The 15,098-nt window shown below is 72.6% G+C and carries 12 protein-coding genes; 8 read left to right on the top strand and 4 right to left on the bottom strand.

Translation table 11 applies throughout. The features are described from left to right. Positions 1-17: 17 nt before the first annotated feature. Positions 18-623 carry a vitamin K epoxide reductase family protein gene (locus BJ975_RS11530; RefSeq protein ID WP_179426017.1) on the bottom strand — a complete coding sequence of 202 codons (606 nt, stop codon included), beginning with the start codon at positions 621-623 and terminating at the stop codon, positions 18-20. A 144-nt stretch (positions 624-767) separates the two neighbouring features. Between BJ975_RS11530 and BJ975_RS11525 the strand changes: the two genes are divergently transcribed. Both BJ975_RS11525 and BJ975_RS11520 read left to right on the top strand, forming a co-directional pair. Then, positions 768-2,243 carry a flavin-containing monooxygenase gene (locus tag BJ975_RS11525; RefSeq protein ID WP_179426015.1) on the top strand — a complete coding sequence of 492 codons (1,476 nt, stop codon included), beginning with the start codon at positions 768-770 and terminating at the stop codon, positions 2,241-2,243. A gap of 43 nt (positions 2,244-2,286) precedes the next feature. Continuing rightward, positions 2,287-3,315: an NAD(P)/FAD-dependent oxidoreductase gene (locus tag BJ975_RS11520; RefSeq protein ID WP_179426013.1), complete on the top strand. Its 1,029-nt coding sequence runs from the start codon at positions 2,287-2,289 to the stop codon at positions 3,313-3,315. Between the two features lie 78 nt (positions 3,316-3,393). Here BJ975_RS11520 and BJ975_RS11515 read toward each other — a convergent pair whose 3' ends face one another. Together BJ975_RS11515 and BJ975_RS11510 are read right to left on the bottom strand one after the other, a co-directional pair. Further along, on the bottom strand, positions 3,394-4,215 hold the full coding sequence (locus BJ975_RS11515; protein WP_179426011.1) for an Fpg/Nei family DNA glycosylase: 822 nt from the start codon (positions 4,213-4,215) through the stop codon (positions 3,394-3,396). Then, positions 4,208-8,740, bottom strand: a complete 4,533-nt coding sequence (locus BJ975_RS11510; protein ID WP_179426009.1) for an ATP-dependent helicase — start codon at positions 8,738-8,740, stop codon at positions 4,208-4,210. The genes BJ975_RS11515 and BJ975_RS11510 overlap by 8 nt, the downstream gene beginning before the upstream one ends. 145 nt (positions 8,741-8,885) lie before the next feature. Between BJ975_RS11510 and BJ975_RS11505 the strand changes: the two genes are divergently transcribed. Beyond that, positions 8,886-9,875, top strand: a complete 990-nt coding sequence (locus BJ975_RS11505; RefSeq protein ID WP_179426007.1) for a DUF3048 domain-containing protein — start codon at positions 8,886-8,888, stop codon at positions 9,873-9,875. Between the two features lie 3 nt (positions 9,876-9,878). Here the strand turns inward: BJ975_RS11505 and BJ975_RS11500 are convergent, their stop codons facing one another. After that, positions 9,879-10,643: a MerR family transcriptional regulator gene (locus BJ975_RS11500; protein ID WP_179426005.1), complete on the bottom strand. Its 765-nt coding sequence runs from the start codon at positions 10,641-10,643 to the stop codon at positions 9,879-9,881. A 47-nt stretch (positions 10,644-10,690) separates the two neighbouring features. Here BJ975_RS11500 and BJ975_RS11495 point away from each other — a divergent pair, with 47 nt between their 5' ends. From BJ975_RS11495 to BJ975_RS11475, 5 genes are read left to right on the top strand one after another with little or no spacing between them, the layout of a single operon-like run. After that, positions 10,691-11,242, top strand: a complete 552-nt coding sequence (locus BJ975_RS11495; RefSeq protein ID WP_179426003.1) for a YqgE/AlgH family protein — start codon at positions 10,691-10,693, stop codon at positions 11,240-11,242. Positions 11,243-11,296: 54 nt separating this feature from the next. Further along, positions 11,297-11,572 carry a DUF3039 domain-containing protein gene (locus tag BJ975_RS16570; protein WP_179426001.1) on the top strand — a complete coding sequence of 92 codons (276 nt, stop codon included), beginning with the start codon at positions 11,297-11,299 and terminating at the stop codon, positions 11,570-11,572. Then, positions 11,569-13,260 carry a DEAD/DEAH box helicase gene (locus tag BJ975_RS11485; RefSeq protein ID WP_179425999.1) on the top strand — a complete coding sequence of 564 codons (1,692 nt, stop codon included), beginning with the start codon at positions 11,569-11,571 and terminating at the stop codon, positions 13,258-13,260. The genes BJ975_RS16570 and BJ975_RS11485 overlap by 4 nt, the downstream gene beginning before the upstream one ends. A 45-nt stretch (positions 13,261-13,305) precedes the next feature. After that, positions 13,306-14,271 carry an alpha/beta hydrolase gene (locus BJ975_RS11480; RefSeq protein WP_179425997.1) on the top strand — a complete coding sequence of 322 codons (966 nt, stop codon included), beginning with the start codon at positions 13,306-13,308 and terminating at the stop codon, positions 14,269-14,271. Further along, a complete protein-coding gene (locus BJ975_RS11475; protein WP_179425995.1) occupies positions 14,268-15,095 on the top strand; it encodes an oxygenase MpaB family protein in 828 nt (275 codons plus the stop codon). Before BJ975_RS11480 ends, BJ975_RS11475 begins: the two co-directional genes overlap by 4 nt. Positions 15,096-15,098: the final 3 nt, after the last annotated feature.

Below are 15,098 nucleotides of genomic sequence, written 5' to 3'. Positions count from 1 at the left end.
CGTGGGGGAGAGGGGCCTCAGGCCCAGAGGGTCTCGCCGAACTTGAACCAGATCGTGGCCACGACGGCGACGATCCACAGGGCCGAGATCAGAACCGCCCAGTTCTTGAGGAAGCGGCTGCCGGTGACGCGGCCGGCGACCACGACGAACATCGGGATCATCATCGCCCAGACGACCATGCACCAGGGGCAGAGCTTCCCGATCTCGAAGATCGCCTGGTACTGCAGCCAGGTGACGAAGCCGATGCCGAACAGCGTGCCGAGTCCGAGGCCGACCCAGATCCAGCGCGGGAACACCACGCCGGAGGCCAGCAGGACGCCCAGCGTCACCACGACGCTGAAGCCGACGATGCCCATGAACGTGTTCGGGAAGCCGAACGCCTCGGACTGGTCCGAGCTGACGACGCTGCTGCAGCTGACGAACGCCGACAGGTCGCAGCCGAGTTCCTTCGCGGTGCCCGCGGCCTCGCCCTTGAGCAGCGAGATCTTGTCGTACGTGAGGATCAGCGACGACCACAGCGCGATGGCTCCGGTCACGACGAGGAAGATCCCCAGTCCGCGATCGGAGCGCGGGGAGTCTTCGGCAGGTGCCGGCGCAGGCGCGTCGGAGGCAACGGCGGTCATGCCGCACATTCTAGAGGGGCACCGGTCATGGCCCCGGCGCTGAACGGGCCCAAGGGCTCCGTGCAACTCCGAGTGACGCGAGCCGGTGACGTGCGCCACACGTGCTGCTAATGTGACATCACCAATGTCACATAGGAGTGTGCAATGACCGAACACGTCGACGTCCTCATCGTCGGTGCCGGCCTCTCGGGCATCGGGGCCGCCTACCGCCTCCAGGAGCGAGCCCCGGGCAAGACCTACGCCGTGCTCGAGCAGCGCGACGCGATCGGCGGCACCTGGGACCTCTTCCGGTACCCGGGCGTCCGGTCCGACTCCGACATGTACACGCTGAGCTTCCCGTTCGAGCCGTGGACGCACCCCAAGGCGATCGCGGACGGCGACGACATCCGCCACTACCTCGAGACCACGGCCGCCAAGCACGGCATCGCCGACCGGATCCGGTTCGGGCGTCGCGTCACCACCGCCGAGTGGTCGAGCGACGACGCCACCTGGACGGTCACCAGCACGGTGAAGGACGGCTCCACCGAGGTCGTGACCGCCTCGTTCCTCTATCTCTGCAGCGGCTACTACTCCTACGAGGAGGGCTACACGCCCGACTTCCCGGGCCTCGAGGACTTCGAGGGCGAGGTCGTGCACCCGCAGTTCTGGCCCGAGGACCTCGACCATGCCGGCAAGAAGGTCGTCGTGATCGGCTCGGGCGCCACGGCCGTCACGCTGCTGCCGTCGATGGCCAAGGACGCCGAGAAGGTCACGATGCTGCAGCGCACGCCCACCTACGTCCTGAGCCAGCCCGGCAGCGACCCGGTCGCCAACGCGGCCCGCAAGGTGCTGCCCGCCGGCCTCGTCCACCGGGTCGCGCGACTGCGCTACGCCGTGATGACCGTGGGCTTCTACATGTTCTGCCGCGCGTTCCCGCGGGCGTCGCGGTCGATCCTGCTGGGACTCACCGGCAGGTCGATGCCCGGCGTCGACCGCGACAGCCTGACGCCGCCGTACAAGCCGTGGGACCAGCGGCTGTGCGTCGTGCCCGGCGGCGACCTCTACCAGGCGGTGCGCGCGGGCAAGGCCGAGATCGTCACCGACCGGATCACCGAGCTCACGCCGAAGGGCGTCGCGCTGGCGTCCGGCGAGCACCTCGACGCCGACATCGTCGTCACGGCGACGGGCCTCAAGCTGGTCGCGCTGGGCCAGATCGACGTCAGCATCGACGGCACCAAGGTGAACCCGCACGAGCTCTACACCTACAAGGGGCAGATGTTCAGCGGCGTGCCCAACCTGGCGTGGTGCGTCGGGTACACGAACGCGTCGTGGACACTGCGGGCCGACCTGACCTGGAAGTACGTGGCCGACTACCTGAACCATCTCGACGCGAAGGGCTACGCGTACGGCATCCCCGACCCGGACGCCGACTTCGGCCACGACGCGCGACTGCTCGACCTGTCCTCGGGCTACATCGCACGCGCCGACGAGCTGCTGCCGAAGTCGGGCGCCCGCACGCCGTGGAAGGTGCGGCAGAACTGGTTCCTCGACAGCTGGGACGCGCGGCGCACCGACCTCGACGAGGACATGGTGTGGGTGCGTCGCGCCGACCTTCCGGCGACGCGCTCCGGCGTGGCTTGACGGTTCACCCGCCGTTCCCGCGCGGGTCGGCCATGATGGGTCGATGGACGTCATCGTCATCGGCGGCGGGATCTCCGGCGTCGCCGTCGCGTACGAGCTGGCCGCCGACCGTGAGGTCCTCGTGCTGGAGGCCGAGCGGTCGCTGGCCGTGCACACCACCGGCCGGTCGGCCGCGACCTGGATCGGCAGCTACGGCCCACCCGTGGTCCGCGAGCTGACCACCGCCTCCCGCGACTACCTGATCGACCCGCCGTTCGACGTCGACGGGCCCGTCGCGTCGCCGATGTCGTGCCTGTGGCTCGGGGTGAACGGGCGCGACGCCGAGGTCGAGCGGCTCGCGGCCGAGACGCAGGCGCAGCTGATCGAGGGCGCCGAGGCCGAGCGGCTGTGCCCCGTGCTGAGGCCGGGGGAGATCAAGGTCGCCGCGTGGGACGAGACGGCGCTGGACCTCGACGTCATGGGCCTGCACCACGCCTACGCCCGCGCGTTCCGGGCGCGCGGCGGCACGATCGCGACCTCGGCCCGGGTGGCCTCGGCGCTGCGCGAGGGCTCGGAGTGGGTGGTCACGACGACCGCTGGCGACGTGTTCCGTGCCGACGTGGTGGTGAACGCCTCGGGCGCCTGGGGCGACGTCGTGGGCGCGCTGTTCGGCGCCGAGCGGCTGCGGCTCGAGCCGCGGCGCCGCACGATCTTCCAGTCCTCGACGAACGCGTCTCTGGACGGCGTGCCGTTCACGGCGGGCATCGACGACGGCTTCTACTTCAAGGCCGAGGGCGGTGCGGTGCTGTGCTCGCCGCAGGACGCATCGCTGCACGAGCCGGGCGACCCCAAGCCGGACGAGCTCGAGATCGCGCGCGCCATCGAGGCCGTCAACGCGGTGACCACGCTCGGTCTGCGCAGCGTGCGCACGGCCTGGGCGGGGCTGCGCACGTTCGCTCCCGACGGCAACCCCGTGGCCCGCTGGGACGCCAAGGCTGACGGCTTCTTCCACTACGTCGGCCAGGCCGGCTACGGCATCCAGATGGCCCCGGCCCTGGCCCAGCTGGCCGCCCCGCTGATTCGCGAGCGCTGACCACGGCCCCGGCCGCGCGAGATCTGTAGCGGTATCCACCCTTTTTCGTCGGTTGAGTCCGAGAAAGGGTGGACAGCGCTACAGATCTGGCCCGCCGGAGGCGGGGGAGGGGGCCTGACAGTTCGGGCAGAAGTAGACGCGGCGCTCCTGGGTGGGAGGGCCGAGGGCGATCTCGCGGATGGTCGTGCCGCAGCGGTGGCACGGACGGTCGGTGCGGCCGAAGACCCAGTGCAGCTCGCCGGGGCGCAGGCTGCCGGTGAACGAGCGCTCGGTGCGGTCGCGGTTGAGGCGGATGAGCTTCACGCCACGGTCGACCACGCGGCCGAGGTCGACGTCGGCGACCGGGGTGCGGGGGTCGACGGCCGACAGGAACAGCATCTCGTTGACGAACTCGTTGCCGAAGCCGGCGAGGTTCCGCTGGTCGTGCAGCGCCACGAAGATCGGCCGGTCGGGCTGGCGCGCGAGGTTCGCCAGCGCCAGCTCGCGGTCGAAGTCGGGATCGAGGACGTCGGGTCCGAGGTGACCGACGACGGTGTCCTCGTCCTCGCGTCGCAGCACCTCGACGACGCCCAGGCTGAAGCCGACCGCCGACCACTCCTCGGTGCTGACGATCGCGCGCACCGTGTGAGCCGGACGCCGCAGCCCGCGCCCGCCGCGGCGCAGGGTGGCGGGGCGGTAGAGGTGCCACGAGCCCTCCATCTTCAGGTGCGAGTGGATCGTCCAGTCGTCGGTGCGCATCAGCAGGTGCTTGCCGCGCGGCACGACCTCGCGCAGGACCTGGCCGGCGAGGTCGGTGGTGGCGTAGCGCGGCACCCGGAACTCCGTGGACGTCAGCACGTGCCCGGCCATCGCCTCGTGGAGGTGGTGACAGGCACGCCAGACGGTGTCGCCCTCAGGCATCGAGTCGCAGCCCCTTCAGGTGGGCCTCGAAGCCGGCCGCGGCCAGCGCCTCGCCCAGCGGCGTGGACGCCACCGGCTCGCCGTCGGCGGTCTGCACCGTGACCCGACCGAGGCGGCCCCGCCGCACGGTCTGCACGAGGGACTCGGCCGCGGCGGCCAGCGCGACGGGCTCGTCGCTGAAGGTGAGCGCCGACTTGCCGCCGCGCTCGAGGTAGATGACCGGCCGGCCGTCGTGGATGACGACGAGGGAGCCGGCCTTGCGCGCCGGGCGGTGGCCGTCGCCACCGCGATCGGGCCACGGCAGCGCCGCGCCGAACGGGTTCGCCGGATCGGTGGCCGCGAGCGTGACCGCGGGGGAGTCGGCGGGCTCGTCGGCGTCGCGCACGAACGAGCGCAGCCGGTCGACGACGCCCGGCGCCGCGAACTGGGCGGCCCCGAGCGAGTCGACGAAGTAGCCGCGCAGGGCCGTGCCGTTCTGCTCCATCTCGCGCAGGACGCGGTAGGCGGCGGCGAAGCCACCCGGGGTCTGCTCGGCCTGCACCGAGCCGCGCGTGACGACCCCGTACCGGTGCAGCAGGGTCTCGGCCCGGGCGATGTGCTCGGCCGTGGTCTGCCCGCCGAGTGGGACCGAGAACCAGCGGCCCGAGGCGATCGGAGGCACCACGGCACGGGGCGCGCGCATGCGCCCACCCACCATCCGCGCCCGTGGAGCCTGGCGCTTCGTGCGGTGTGAGCCGCCACCCGCCACGAGGCTGCGGACCGGGGCGAAGGTGTCGTTGCTGACCTGGCCGCTCCAGACCAGCTCCCACAGCGCCTCGACCAGACCTTCGCGCTCGCCCTCCACGCGGTCGGCGAGCTCGCCGAACAGCCAGGCGCCCGAGTCGCCGAGGACCTCGAGCAGGCGCCCGGCGGGGGTGTCGGAGCCGGCCTCGACGAGCTCGGCGGTGGCGGGCCCGGCGGTGTCGCCCGGCAGCAGCCGGATCCAGCCGTCGCGGCCGGGCAGGGTGCCGGCGCCGGTCCACGTGACCTCGCCCGCCGTGGTCAGCTCGTCGAGCATGGCGGGCGAGTAGTCGCTGATGCGCGAGGGCAGCACGAGCGACTCCCACGCGCTGGCGGGCAGCGCGGCGCCGGCCAGCTGCTCGACCACGGTGAGGACGCCGTCGACGCCGCGCAGGCGCGAGCCGACGTGCTGCCAGGCCGGCAGGAAGCGCGCGAACGCGGCGGAGTCGACCGGCTCGACCTGCTTGCGGGCCGCGGCCAGCGAGCGGTTCCGCAGTCGTCGCAGCACCTCGGTGTCGACCCACTCGGCCTCGCCGGACGCGACCGGCAGGAACTCGCCGCGGGTGACCCGGCCGGACTCGCTGAGGCGCTGCAGCGCGTCGCGGACGACGGCCCGACCGAGTGCGAGGCGCTGCGAGACGTGCTCGCCGGTGAACGGGCCGTGGGTGCGGGCGTAGCGCGCCACGAGCTCGCCGAGCGGGTCGGCACCGGTGGCGAGGTGGGCCTCGGCGACACCGAGCGGCAGCGCGGTGCCCAGCGCCTCGCGCAGCCGGCCGGCGTCCTCGATCGCGGCCCAGCGCGCCTGCCCGCCGACCTGCACCTCGATGGCGCGCCGCGACTCGCGCAGCTCCTTGAGCCAGCCGCCGGCCTGCAGTCTCACGTCCTCACGGGTGCGCTCGGCGACCTCCTCGACCGAGAGCGGTCCGAGCAGGCGCAGCAGATCGGCCACGCCCTCGAGGTCCTTGGCGTGCCGCTCGGGGACGAGGCGCTGGAGCTCGGCCTCGGTCTGCGCGACGACCTCGGGATCGAGCAGCTCGCGCAGGTCGGCCCGCCCCAGCAGCTGACCCAGCAGCTCGGGGTCGAGCGTGAGCGCGGCCGCGCGCCGCTCGGCCAGGGGCAGGTCGCCGTCGTAGAGGAACGCGCCGACGTAGCCGAACAGCAGCCGCTGGGCGAACGGCGAGGCGTTGTCGGTGCCGACCTCGACCAGGGCGACCTCGCGCGAGCGGATCCGCCGGGCGAGCGTGACCAGCGCGGGCAGGTCGTAGACGTCCTGGAGCACCTCGCGCGCGGTCTCGAGCAAAATCGGGAAGTCGGGGTACTTGCGCGTGACGTCGAGCAGCATGGAGGCGCGCCGGCGCTGCTGCCACAGGGGCGCGCGGGCGCCGGGATTCCGCCGCGGCAGCAGCAGCGCCCGCGCCGCGCACTCGCGGAAGCGCGCCGCGAACAGCGCCGAGCCGCCGACGAGCTCGGTGACCTGGGGCTCGAGGTCGTCGGGGTCCTCGAGGTCGAACAGCTCGGCACCCGGCGGCTCGCCACTGACGTCGGGGACGCGCGCGACGATGCCGTCGTCGGAGGCCACGACCGCGCCGTCGACGCCGTAGCGCTGCTCGATCCGGCGGCCCACGACGAGCGCCCACGGCGCGTGCACGGCACGGCCGTACGGCGAGAGCAGCACGAGCCGCCAGTCGCCGACCTCGTCGCGGAACCGCTCGACGACGAGCGTGGTGTCGGTGGGCAGCTGGCGCGTGGCCTCGTACTGGTCGGCGACGAGGGCGGACAGGTTGCCCACGGCGTAGGCGTCGAGGCCGACCTCCTCGACCCGCCGGCGCTGCTTCGCCGGCGACATCGCGCTCAGCTCGCGCAGGAACGCGCCCATCGCCTCGCCGAGCTCGTAGGGACGCCCCATCGCGTCGCCGCGCCAGAACGGCAGCCGCGCGGGCAGGCCGAACGCGGGCGTGACGATGACCCGGTCGGCGGTGATCTCCATGATCCGCCAGCTGGTGGCGCCGAGGGCGATCACGTCGTTGATGCGCGACTCGTAGACCATCTCCTCGTCGAGCTCGCCGACGCGGCGCCCGGCCGTGCCCTCCTCGCCCGCCAGCACCACCGAGAACATGCCGCGGTCGGGGATCGTGCCGCCGCTCGTGACTGCCAGGCGCTGGGCGCCCGGCCGCCCGGTGAGGGTGCCGGCGTGACGGTCCCACACGGCGCGCGGGCGCAGCTCGGCGAACTCGTCGGACGGGTAGCGCCCGGCGACGAGGTCGAGCGTGGCCTCGAAGGCGGCGTGCGGCAGCGTGGCGAAGGGCGCCGAGCGGCGCAGGGTCTCGAACCACGCCTCGACGTCGATCGGCTCGAGGGCGCACGCCGCGATGGTCTGCTGGGCGAGGATGTCGAGCGGATTGGCCGGCACCGCGAGGCGCTCGATCCGCCCCGCCAGCATCCGCTCGACCGTGACCGTGGTGGACAGCAGGTCGTGCCGTCCCGTGGGGAACACGAGCCCGCGCGAGACCTCGCCGACCTGGTGCCCGGCGCGACCCACGCGCTGCAGGCCCGAGGCGACCGACGGCGGCGCCGAGACCTGGATGACGAGGTCGACCGCACCCATGTCGATGCCGAGCTCGAGGCTGGAGGTGGCCACGACGCAGCGCAGCCGGCCGGACTTGAGGTCGTCCTCGATGAGCGCCCGCTGCTCCTTGCTGACCGAGCCGTGATGGGCGCGCGCCAGCACCGGCTCGACCCCCGAGGAGACCCCCGAGAGTCCACCCATCTGCGCGGGGTTGCGGGTGTCGGGCTGGGGACGCTCGCCCGTGGTGCGCTCGACCCAGACCTCGTTGAGCCGCTGGGTGAGCCGCTCGGCCACGCCGCGACTGTTGGCGAACACGATCGTGGTGCGCGCCGACTCGATCGCGTCGACGATCGCCTCCTCGACGTGGGGCCAGATCGTGCCGCCCGCCTCCTGGGGGCGGGACTCGTCGAGGCCGCGGGCGGCGCTGCCCTCACGCGGGCCCTCGTGCCGCGGCGGCATCTCGGTGAGGTCCTCGACCGGCACCCGCACCGAGAGCTCGAGCCGCGAGGGCGCGTCGGGCGCGACGACCTCGACCGGCGCGCGCCCGCCGAGGAACCGCGCGACCTCGTCGTGCGGGCTGACCGTGGCCGACAGGCCGATGCGCTGGGCGGGGGAGTCGAGCAGGTCGTCGAGCCGCTCGAGCGACACCGCCAGGTGGGCGCCGCGCTTGGTGCCCGCGACCGCGTGGACCTCGTCGACGATCACGGTGTGGACGCCGGCGAGCATCTCGCGTGCCGCGGAGGTGAGGACCAGGAACAAGGACTCGGGCGTGGTGATGAGGACGTCGGGCGGGTGCGACTGGAGCCGTCGCCGCTCGGCCGGGGGCGTGTCGCCCGTGCGCACGCCCACGGACACCGGCGCGAGCTCGTGACCCAGCCGCGCCGCCACCCCGGAGATGCCCACGAGCGGCGAGCGCAGGTTGCGCTCGACGTCGACCGCGAGCGCCTTGAGCGGCGAGATGTAGAGGACCGAGGTGCCCCGCGGCTCGGCCTCGGGGTCGCGGTGCAGCAGCCGGTCGATCGCCGACAGGAACGCCGCGAGGGTCTTGCCCGAGCCCGTGGGCGCGACGACGAGCGTGTGGCGGCCGTTCTCGATCGCGTTCCACGCGCCGGTCTGCGCGCTGGTGGGTGCGGTGAACGACTCGTCGAACCACGTCTGGGTCGCGGGGCCGAAGGACATGGACCCATCGTGGCACCGGACTCCGACACTGGCCCTGCGAGCCGGAGGAGGGCAGGGTAATCACGGGGATTCCAAGCCGGGACGCGCCACCGGGACCGGCGTGCCGTGGCCGGCCGCCCACACCCCCTCAGGCATGCTGGGGGGCATGAAGTTGCGGATGCTGTCGGTGACCTGTGCCCTCGTGCTGTCGGTGGGCGCGTGCTCGAACGGAGGCGAGGAGAAGGAGTCGCCCGGCCCGAAGGAGCCTGCGAAGACCACGGCCGCGAAGGTCGCGGCGATCAACCCGCTGACCGGCGGCACCCTGAAGAAGACGCCTGCGAACCCGGTCTTCGTCGTCAAGGTCGACAACACCCCGGCCTCGGCCCCGCAGACCAGCATCGACCAGGCCGACCTGGTGGTCGAGCAGACCGTCGAGGGCGGCATCACGCGCCTCGCCGCGCTCTACTACACGCGCCTGCCCGGCGACGTCGGCCACGTGCGCTCCATGCGTGCCACCGACATCGGCATCGCGAAGCCGGTGCGCGGCCAGGTCGTCGCCTCGGGCGGTGCCGGCAAGACGATCTCGCGCATCAAGGACGCGGGCATCCCGATCCACTCGCAGGACGCCGGGTCGCCCGGCCTCTCGCGCGACGCCGGCTACGCGCCGTACAACGTCGTCGTCGACCTCGGCCGGCTCAACAAGGACGTCAAGAACGAGCAGCCCGAGCGCCCCTACTTCCAGTGGGCCACCGACGCCGCGGCGCCGAAGGGCCCGCAGGTCACCGGCGCCACCGTGAAGTTCTCCCGCAGCCACACCACGTCGTGGAAGTTCAACGGCAAGGCCTGGAAGCGCACCAACGGCACCAGCGCGAAGGAGTTCGGCGCCAGGAACCTCGTGGTCCTGTGGGCCGACGAGAAGGACGCCGGCTACACCGATCCCGCCGGGAACCCGGTGCCCGAGACCACGTTCCAGGGCGGCGGCAAGGCGGTCGTCTTCGTCGGCGGAACCCGTGTCAACGCCAAGTGGAAGAAGGCGAACAACGCCTCCACGATCGTGCTGACCACGCGCGACGGCCGGGCGATGAAGCTGCCCAAGGGCAAGACCTGGATCGAGCTGCTGAGCAAGCGGGAGTCCACGGCGCTCAGCGCGCAGTAGTCGTCAGGGGGACGGCTGGTCGCCCTCGGCGGCCAGCTCCTCCAGCTTGTGGCCGATCTCGACCTCGATCGCCTCGCGCAGCACGCTGCGGAACATCGCCACGACCACCTGGCTCGCGATGGGGATCAGCTGGTCGATCCTCTCGAAGACCGTGGGCCACTCCTCCTGGGGCAGGCCGGCGTCGAGGAACGGCTGCGCGACGTCGCGGCTGACGTGGTGGACGAACCGGTCGGAGATCTGCTCGAGGTGCTCGCGCATGTGCGGCACGATGTCGACCACGCTGTCGGGGCTGAGGCCGAGGGCGACCGACGCGGCCCCCTGACGCACGACGCTCGGGTTCAGCATGCGCACCGTCTGGTCGTCGACGTGCTCCAGCAGCCCGAGCTCGATCATCTGGTCGATCAGCTTGTGGTCGGGACTCACGTTCGACAGCGAGGCCAGCTCGGCCCGGCTGATCACCTCGGTGGGGTCCTGGGCGTCGTCGACCTCGAAGATGTTCAGCAGGTCGAGCGCCACGTGGGAGGCGGTGGACGGCGACTTCAGGATCGCGTCCTCGACCGCCGCCAGGGTGAAGCCACGACCCAGCAGGGTGCGGATGAGGACGAGGCGCTGGAGGTGCTTCTGCGTGTAGTACCCGGTGCGTCCCTCGAGGCGTGGCGGGTCGATCAGTCCACGCGTGGAGTAGGCGCGCACGTTGCGCACCGTCATGCCGGCCCGCTCGGCGAGCACGTCGACGGTGAACTCCTCGTCGCGCGCCGCGTCCGTCATGCCGCAAGTCTAGGTGAGCGTGACCGCGGATCCGGCATCATGGGGGTATGGCAACGGTGCGAGGCCAGCTCCTGGTCGCCACCTCGGCGATCGACTCCGGCCCCTTCCGGCGAAGCGTCGTGTACGTCCTGGACCACGACGAGGACGGCGCGCTGGGCGTGATCGTGAACCACCCCCTCGAGTCCGACCTCGACGAGGTCCTGCCCGGGTGGGCCGAGTCGGCCAACGCGCCCGGCTGCCTGTTCGAGGGCGGCCCCTGCGCGATGGACTCCGCGCTGGCGGTGGGCGTCGTCAGCGACATGGAGTCGCGCCCGATCGGCTGGCGCCAGATGGCCGGCCGCGTCGGGATCGTCGATCTCGAGGGACCCGTCCCGGTGGGCGGCGAGCTGCTCGGCCTGCGCGTGTTCGCGGGCTACGCCGGCTGGTCCACGGGCCAGCTGGAGGAGGAGATCGCGGAGGGCGCGTGGCTCGTGGTGCCGGCCCGGGACGGCGACCTGATCTCGCCCGATCCCGACCGCCTGTGGAGCGAGGTGCTCCGGCGTCAGGCGGGCGACACCCGCTTCTGGTCGACATTGCCCGACGACCCCGGGCTGAACTGAGGTCGTCGGCGTGGACCGGTCCTCGGCGTCGGATCCGTCGCCTACGATGGAGGCGTGGGATTCTTCGGCCGCGGCACCCAGACCGTTCAAGACGAGCGCACCGAGCAGCGCCTCGACAACGGCGACCACGAGCGCTTCAGCCACTACGTCCCGAAGGACAAGCTGACCGAGGCCATGGTCATGGGCACGCCCGTCGTGGCCCTGTGCGGCAAGGTCTGGGTCCCCAGTCGCGATCCGCAGCGCTTCCCGGTCTGCCCGGAGTGCAAGGACATCTGGGAGAACTTCAACCCCGGCGACGACGACGAGTCCGGGAGTGACTCCGACCAGTGAGTGCTGGCCTGTCGCTACGGGCCTGGCAGCGTGAGGCGTTCGAGCAGTACGTCCGCACGCAGCCGGCCGACTTCCTCACCGTCGCCACGCCCGGCGCCGGCAAGACCACCTTCGCGCTGACGATCGCGGCCGACCTGCTGCACCGTCGCGTCGTCGAGCGGGTCGTCGTGGTCACCCCCACCGAGCACCTCAAGTCGCAGTGGGCGCAGGCCGCCGCGCGCTCGGGCATCGCGCTCGAGCCGAATCTGTCGGGGGCGCTCGGCGCCCGCTTCGACGGCTACTGCGTCACGTACGCCGGTCTGGCCACCAACCCTGTCGGCCACCGCGTGCGCATCGAGCGCAGCCGCACCTTCGTGATCCTCGACGAGGTCCACCACGCCGGCGACGCGCTGTCGTGGGGCGACGCGGTGCTGGAGGCGTGCGAGCCGGCGATCCGCCGCCTCTCGCTCACCGGCACGCCGTTCCGCTCCGACGACAACCCGATCCCGTTCGTCACCTACGCGCCCGTCGGCGACGGCTCGATCTCGTCGGTGGCCGACTACGCCTACGGCTACGGCGAGGCCCTCAAGGAGGGCGTCGTCCGACCGGTCCTGTTCATGGCCTACTCGGGCGAGATGCAGTGGCGCACCAGCGCGGGCGACGAGGTCTCGGCCCGGCTCGGCGAGCCGCTCACGCGCGACCAGACCGCGCAGGCCCTGCGCACCGCGCTCGACCCCACGGGCTCGTGGGTGCCGGCCGTGCTCGAGGCCGCCCACAAGCGTCTCGTCGAGGTCCGCCGCGACATCCACGACGCGGGTGGCCTCGTGATCGCCAGCGACCAGACGTCGGCCCGGGCCTACGCCGCGCTGCTCAAGGAGCTCACGGGGCAGTCGCCCACGCTGGTGCTCTCCGACGAGGCCGGCTCGAGCGCCAAGATCGCCGAGTTCGCCGCCGGGAACGACCCGTGGATGGTCGCGGTCCGCATGGTCAGCGAGGGCGTCGACGTCCCGCGTCTCGCGGTCGGCGTCTACGCCACCACGATCGCCACCCCGCTGTTCTTCGCCCAGGCGATCGGCCGCTTCGTGCGTGCCCGGCGCCGCGGGGAGACCGCGTCGGTCTTCCTACCCAGCGTGCCGGGCCTGCTGAAGCTCGCCGCCGACCTCGAGGCCGAGCGCGACCACGTCATCGGCCGCCCCGTGCACGACGAGTCCGACCTGTTCGCCGCCGAGGAGGCGCTCATCGCGCGCGCCAACGCGTCCGAGGGCGCCAGCGACGAGCTCGGCAACCAGTACGCCGCGATCGGCAGCGAGGCGCTGTTCGACCGCGTGGTCTACGACGGCGACGAGTTCGCGCCGATCGACTACGAGATGGTGGCCGGCGACTCCGAGGAGCTCGACTTCCTCGGCATCCCCGGCCTGCTCGAGCGCGACCAGGTGGCCGAGCTGCTGCGCAGCGCGCGCACCCGCAAGCGCGAGGACGCCCCGGCGCGCGCCGAGGCCGACGTCGAGTACGAGCGCCGCGCCCAGCTGCGCCGCGACCTGAACTCGCTCGTGGCCGCCTGGCACCATCGCACGGGCACGCCGCACGGCGTCACCCACAACAAGCTGCGCCAGGAGTGTGGTGGCCCGGCCGCCGCCCAGGCCACCACCGCGCAGCTGCAGCACCGCATCGACATGCTGCGCGACTGGGCCCTGCGCGCCTCGGGCTGAGCCGACGGGTGACCCCGGTCACGCCCGACCCCTAGGCTGTGCCCCGTGAGTGCCCCACTGCCGCCGCGGACCCGTGCGTTCGCCGCCCTCATGAAGCGCCTGGCCACCCCGGTCGAGGAGGCCACCGACTACGCCGAGCTGCGCGCCCAGCGGCTGCGGCTCATGGAGTCGCCGCCCGGCCGGCTGGTGTTCGGCCGCCCCGATCGGCGCGTGCGGACCGAGGAGATCGATATCCCGCTCAAGGGCCGTACCCTGCGCGCGATCGTGCACCGCCCGACGGGCGTCGGGGGACTGCGCCCCGCGGTCGTGAACTTCCACGGCGGAGGCTGGGTGCAGGGCTCGCCCGAGCAGTCGGCGTGGCTCGCTTCGCGGCTCGCCGCGGGCAGCGGCGCGGTCGTGGTCTCGCCGTCGTACCGGCTGGCGCCGGAGCACCCGTACCCCGCCGCCGTCGAGGACACGTGGGAGGCGCTGGGCTGGATCGCCGCACGCGCCGACGGCCTCGGGCTCGACGCCGACAGGCTCGCCGTGATGGGCGACAGCGCCGGCGGCAACCTCGCGGCCGTCGCGGCACAGCGATCGGTGAGCGAGGGCGGGCCGGCGCTGCGCGCCCAGGTGCTGATCTACCCCGCGGTGGAGATGTACGACAAGTTCGCCTCCGAGCTGCGGATGCCCGACGAGCCGGTGCTGTCCTCGGCCAACATGAGCGCCTTCGCGCACCTCTACATGGGCGACGCCTACGGCACCGAGGACCCGCTCGCCTCGCCGCTGCGGGCCACGTCCTTCGACGGGCTCCCGCCGGCGTTCATCCTGACGGCCGACCACGACCCGCTGCTCGACAACGGCGTCCACTACCGCGAGGCGCTGCAGCGCGCGGGTGTTCCGGTGCGCTACCGCGAGTACCCCGGCACGGTGCACGGGTTCGTCAGCCTGCCGGGCGTCTCGCCGGCCGCGACCGACGCCGCCTCCGACATCGTCGACTTCGTCGCCGCGCACGTGGTGGTGCCGAGGTGACCCGCCGGGTCCGCTCGGACGGCCTCGATCCCGAGGTCGACTACGAGGAGATCGCCCGGCTGTTCGGCCAGTACGACTTCCCGTGGGACCTCGAGCAGGCCCTGAGCTTCGCGCTGTTCCGCACCTACGCGGTCCCGTCGATCGGGCGGCTGCTGTACGAGACCGAGCAGTTCGGCACCGACACCCAGCGGCGCCACGACGACACGGCGCTGCTGCTGGGCGAGATCGTCGACCAGGGACTCGAGAGCACGCCCGGTCGCGCCGCGATCCGCCGGATGAACCAGATGCACGGCCGCTACGACATCAGCAACGACGACATGCGGTACGTGCTGGCGACCTTCGTCGTGATGCCGAACCGCTGGGTCAACCGCTACGGCTTCCGTCGCACCACGCCCATCGAGGACGTCGCGGGCGTGAACTACTACCGCCGTCTCGGGCGCCTGATGGGGATCGCGGACCTGCCCACGGACCTCGCCGGGTTCGAGCGCCTGCTCGACGACTACGAGGCCGAGCACTTCCGCTTCGACCCGCGGTCGCGCGCGGTGGCCGATGCGACGCTCGACCTGCTGACCACGTTCTACCCGCGTCCGCTCGCCCCCGCCGTCCGCCGCTTCAGCATCGCGATCATGGACCCGCACCTGCGCGAGGCCTTCGGCTACGAGCACCCACCGGCCTGGTTCGAGCGCCTCAGCCACGGTGCGCTGGGCCTGCGCGGCCGTGTGGTGCGACTCCTGCCCGAGCGCACCGAGCCGCGCCGGGTCCGCGACTCGAGCCGCATCAAGAGCTACCCCGGAGGCTTCCTCATCGAGAACCTCGGGACGTGACCC

Source organism: Aeromicrobium tamlense (genome assembly GCF_013408555.1).
GTDB classification, from domain to species: domain Bacteria; phylum Actinomycetota; class Actinomycetes; order Propionibacteriales; family Nocardioidaceae; genus Aeromicrobium; species Aeromicrobium tamlense.
Note: the sequence above shows the minus strand (reverse complement) of the source record. Positions and strands in the feature narration are given on the sequence as shown.

Excerpts from the sequence above, each read along its gene's own strand:
- BJ975_RS11520 (WP_179426013.1), top strand. The coding sequence starts at position 2,287 with ATGGACGTCATCGTCATCGGCGGCGGGATCTCCGGCGTCGCCGTCGCG.
- BJ975_RS11525 (WP_179426015.1), top strand. The coding sequence starts at position 768 with ATGACCGAACACGTCGACGTCCTCATCGTCGGTGCCGGCCTCTCGGGC.
- BJ975_RS11500 (WP_179426005.1), bottom strand. The coding sequence starts at position 10,643 with ATGACGGACGCGGCGCGCGACGAGGAGTTCACCGTCGACGTGCTCGCC.
- BJ975_RS11515 (WP_179426011.1), bottom strand. The coding sequence starts at position 4,215 with ATGCCTGAGGGCGACACCGTCTGGCGTGCCTGTCACCACCTCCACGAG.
- BJ975_RS11510 (WP_179426009.1), bottom strand. The coding sequence starts at position 8,740 with ATGTCCTTCGGCCCCGCGACCCAGACGTGGTTCGACGAGTCGTTCACC.
- BJ975_RS11505 (WP_179426007.1), top strand. The coding sequence starts at position 8,886 with ATGAAGTTGCGGATGCTGTCGGTGACCTGTGCCCTCGTGCTGTCGGTG.
- BJ975_RS11530 (WP_179426017.1), bottom strand. The coding sequence starts at position 623 with ATGACCGCCGTTGCCTCCGACGCGCCTGCGCCGGCACCTGCCGAAGAC.
- BJ975_RS11495 (WP_179426003.1), top strand. The coding sequence starts at position 10,691 with ATGGCAACGGTGCGAGGCCAGCTCCTGGTCGCCACCTCGGCGATCGAC.